This window comes from Massilia sp. CT11-108 (assembly GCF_047302915.1).
Taxonomy (GTDB): domain Bacteria; phylum Pseudomonadota; class Gammaproteobacteria; order Burkholderiales; family Burkholderiaceae_D; genus Telluria; species Telluria orientalis.
This window is the reverse complement of record NZ_JBKYMO010001243.1, coordinates 1-460: the sequence shown is the minus strand read 5'-3', so window position 1 is coordinate 460 and position 460 is coordinate 1. Positions and strand designations below refer to the sequence as shown.

The window sequence follows — 460 nt, the reverse complement described above, 5'->3', positions numbered from 1 at the left end:
CTGGCCACGACACCGTTCGCGGTATGGCCGGTGTCCCTGACGAGGGTGGCCACCTGGCCGCCGGTGTCGTCGATGGTCTTGTCCAGCCGGGCCGACATGCCGCCGCACGCCGACAGCAGCAGCAGGGGCAACACCGCATGCAAGCGCCTGGTCATCATGGTTCGGTTCCTTTCGCAACGATCCGCAGCACCTTGTTGCCGTCGTAGAAAATCGCCTTCATCGGCACGTCCGCTCCCTCCATGCTCTTCACCACCATGCCGACGGCGTCGGCAAAGGAACCGTGCAGTTCGGTGCGCACCGCGACGGCGTAATCGACGGGCAGTTCCCACATCAGTTGCCAGCCGGCGCCGGCCGCCCACCGTTGCAGTGTCCCGTTCAGGGTTTTATCGCTTTGCAACACGGCCCAGGTCGGCTCGGGCGGTGGCGGGGGCGCGACGGGCGCCGCGCGCACCGGCACGAC

The 460-nt window shown here is 67.6% G+C and carries 1 protein-coding gene; it reads right to left on the bottom strand.

Going from position 1 to position 460, the window contains the following annotated elements; translation table 11 throughout:
* Window positions 1-154 precede the first annotated feature (154 nt).
* Window positions 155-460, bottom strand: a 306-nt coding sequence (locus ACEN88_RS34225) for a toxin co-regulated pilus biosynthesis Q family protein (protein WP_413346841.1), incomplete at its 5' end; no start/stop codon positions are given.